Origin of the sequence: Okeania sp. SIO2B9, from assembly GCF_010672505.1 — a bacterium.
In the GTDB taxonomy this organism is placed as follows: Bacteria; Cyanobacteriota; Cyanobacteriia; order Cyanobacteriales; family Microcoleaceae; genus Okeania; species Okeania hirsuta.
On the sequence record NZ_JAAHGK010000880.1, the window covers coordinates 1 to 3,332 of the forward strand.

Annotated in this window: 2 protein-coding genes and 2 pseudogenes; 1 reads left to right on the forward strand and 3 read right to left on the reverse strand. The window is 41.8% G+C overall.

The genetic code is table 11. The features are described from left to right. The first annotated feature begins 847 nt into the window (after window positions 1–847). Window positions 848–2,248, forward strand: coding sequence for an RNA polymerase sigma factor (locus tag F6K13_RS24895; protein WP_287288692.1), 1,401 nt, complete (start codon window positions 848–850; stop codon window positions 2,246–2,248). 154 nt (window positions 2,249–2,402) lie between these two features. Here the strand turns inward: F6K13_RS24895 and F6K13_RS24900 are convergent. The 3 genes and pseudogenes from F6K13_RS24900 to F6K13_RS24910 form a co-directional block, all read right to left on the reverse strand. Continuing rightward, window positions 2,403–2,591, reverse strand: a pseudogene (locus tag F6K13_RS24900) (PD-(D/E)XK nuclease family transposase); the annotation flags it as partial. A 132-nt stretch (window positions 2,592–2,723) separates the two neighbouring features. Further along, window positions 2,724–2,982: pseudogene (locus F6K13_RS35880) on the reverse strand (PD-(D/E)XK nuclease family transposase); the annotation flags it as partial. 14 nt (window positions 2,983–2,996) lie between these two features. Then, the coding region (locus tag F6K13_RS24910) for a DUF4351 domain-containing protein (protein ID WP_287288694.1) at window positions 2,997–3,332 on the reverse strand (336 nt) is incomplete at its 5' end.

Consider the following 3,332-nt stretch of genomic DNA (forward strand, 5'->3'; position numbering starts at 1 on the left):
TCGACCCGTAAACATACAGGCTCGATGAGGCAACTGGGGCAAATGAAGCGCTCAAAATCTCAAAGTGCGGACTTTGTTGACGGGGACTTAGAAACCCCGTCCGTCTACACGGCGGGGTAGTTCATCAGTGAAGAACATAAGTGACGATGATGCGAGTTTAGAGGTATCAGTTGTAAGACACTAGCAAAAACAGAGCAACCGAAGAGGGCGGTGTAAACTCTCAGGATTGTCAAGGATAGAGTATAAATTTGAGGGATGCGGTCGGCTTGACCGTGAATACCTGTGGATGAGTAGCCGCCGACGGTCTCGTAGGGACGTTGCATGCAACGTCCCTACAGCAGGAAGTAAACATTAAAATATCACGCTATGTGACGTTTTATGTCAGTTTTATGAAGCAGAAGAATCAGAAAGGATAAAGAAACACCAATCCCAAAGATACTTAACTCAACCTTGATAGTCTGCTTTTGACCCAGGTCTATGCAGGTGAAAGGGAACGGGATGATCGCCTCTTCCCCAACCCTTTCTGACTCAACCCTCGGTACTCCAATTCTGACTAAAATTCACCAACGGCGATCGTATTTCTTAATGTGATTCGCTGTCATATTTTGCTGGCAAAGTTAAGAAATATTCTTAATAATTTTATAGCAAATTACATGAAAATTTTGACCAAAATAAATGCTAAAACTCACTCAGGGATTATTTTTTACCTTTAATTTTGGCAAAGTAAGTATTAGAAATAATAATGATAATTATTTCTAAAAAAAATATACTTGAGCAGTTGATGTTGACATCACAGTAGAAATATGATCGTGTTGCAGCAAAATTCAAACCCCAAATTAATTAATCTATGGTTCATCTCAAGGCCGATGAAAAAGGGAAATTAACAGACCCGATCCCAGGAGGTGAAACTACTCAAAAGGGAGGGAGTATGGCGATGTTAGCGACTTTGACTCCCGCTCCTGTGGCAGTCGCCCCCGGAAAAGGCAGAAATCCTCAGAAATTGGATAAAGAGGATACAGAAAAAGAGTTTTGGCAAGTATGGTGGGAGCATCGAGACCGACTTTATCGCTGCTGTTTGAGGTTGATGAACTCTAACCAGGCAGATGCAGAGGATGCTCTGAGTGATTCCATGCTGAAGGCATTGCATAAGGTGCGCAAGTTCGCGGGGAAAATTGCTAATTTGCCTGCTTGGTTGATGACTCTGACTCGCAACTTATGTCTCGATCTCATCCGCAAACGTTCTCGGAGAGCTGTGGGTGTTGATGATATAGAGTGGGTTGGTGATAGCGGAGAAATGGGAGTGGCGTCGGCGGTGGAGTTGCCGGAGCAAGTTTTGGAGAAGGATGAGAGGTCAGTGGTGATTCGACGGGCGATCGCTTCTTTGCCCGAACGGATGCGGGAAACTTTTATTTTACATTTTTATCAAGAGCTTTCTTATCAGGAAATTGTCGAGCGACAGGGTATTTCCTACGATAGTGTTTACAAGCGCATTTCCCAAGCACGGAAAAAGTTGAAAGAGATGTTGAGCCGTTATTTCATTGATTTTGATGGTTCGGTGTTGGGTACGGAGAAGGAATTAGGGGAAGGCAAAGAGTCGTGCGAGAAACAGGCAGATTTGGCAAATGTTTCGGTGCAGGAGATATCAGCTACTCCAGTGGTGTCTGGGGAAGAGCAGAAGAGGGAAGAGTTGGAAGTTGTGAGTGCGGATATTGCTCCCGAAAATTCCCAGGGGTTGGAGACGATGACGGTATCGGTGTCGGAAGAGTGTGTCGATGTGGATGGGGCTGAAAAATCTGAGTTGGTGGATGGTGCAGGGTTGTCGAAGGCTTTGGTTGAGGAAAAGATTGGTGATGGGGCAAATGTTTGTGGTGAGAAAGTGTTGTCGCTGATGAGGTTAGTTGTGTTGTTGAGTTCGTTGCTGGATGTGAGATGGACTGGATGTGGGGAGGCTCCTTTTAATGAATGGTGGCGCAAGGGGTTGATTTGGCTGGGCGATGGAGGGCGTATCCTAACTGATATTGTTTTACGGCATTCGTGGATAGTCCCGAATTTGCTGAGTTTGAAACGGGATGAGATAGGGATAGGGAGAGAGGGGGCGATCAGCTCAAAACTCCCACGGCAATGTGTTACCTCGATAAGGCAACGGGTAAGAGAAATCTCAAATCGCGAAGAGGTAGAACTGCATCTGCTGAAAGCTCACGATTTCCTAGATTATGGTAGTTTTGTTGCCTACTATGATACGGGATGAGACGAAGAACGATGGCTTCATGGCCAGAGTTGGTGATTTAGATGATTTAAGTTTGTCAGAAATGATATTTAGAAATCGTCTTAGTTGTAAGTCAGTTGCTGCTCAACAGAACCCTTTAGACAGTGGCTGTCATTAGGCGGCAAATCTAGTGCTACAGAATAAAATCTGTAATTGTCAGAGCGATCGCCGGATTTAATAAAGGATAATTCTCCCCTTTATCCAACTGGTTAGCATAAGCTTTAGACAAATTGTAAGCCACCCGCTTATTAAAAGCAGTCATTCATGCCACTTGCATTTCAATAATTACAATAGAACCGTCAAACAAAACTGCTTTAACATCCAAAGTAGGGACGAATGGCCATTCGTCCTTATACCAATTTGATAAATGTTTGTTACAAATGGTAGAAGTGAGAAAGAAGGAAGAGGGAAGAAGGAAGAAGGAAGAAATATTTAAAAAGATGGAATAACGATATAAATAACTATCTAAAATGAACTAGAATAGCTATTTTTAAGCATATCTGATCGAGGTCTACTTTTTTGTAGCATTCTTTTTTCAAATTGGTATTACCGATAATTTGACCAGGATTAAAAGGGTTGACAATTGTCAAAGATTCAATGGTTTTTTCTCCATCATAAATTATCGCATTCAGGAAACTAATTAAAATTTCTTTGCTTTGCTCGGAACCAAAGATTTTTTTAAAAGCATAATCAACTTTAGGATTGATAAATTTCATAGTAGTATTTCTCCTTATAAACGTTCCTGTAACCAACTTTCTAAATCTGCCAAACTATTAAAACTTAAAAACACCTTCACTAAATTCTCTACATCTACCAAAGGCAAACCTTCTATCTGACTACTAATGTCTTGAGAAACCTCTCCAAAACGTTGAGTTATTAAAAGTTTTACTAGAGCGATAGTTTGATCGAGCCGTCCTCTTGCTTCTCCTTGTTGTTCAGCATAAGCTATCCTTCCTCTTTCATCTTGCATCGCTATCCCTCGGTTTTCAACTATCTCTAATTCCTCTGGACTCATATTAATAAAATTGGCAATATTTAAAGCTTGTTCTATTTCCGCAACTTCCCA

Bases quoted from the DNA above. Each gene is read 5' to 3' on its own strand.
- F6K13_RS24895 (WP_287288692.1), top strand. From the start codon at position 848: ATGGTTCATCTCAAGGCCGATGAAAAAGGGAAATTAACAGACCCGATC.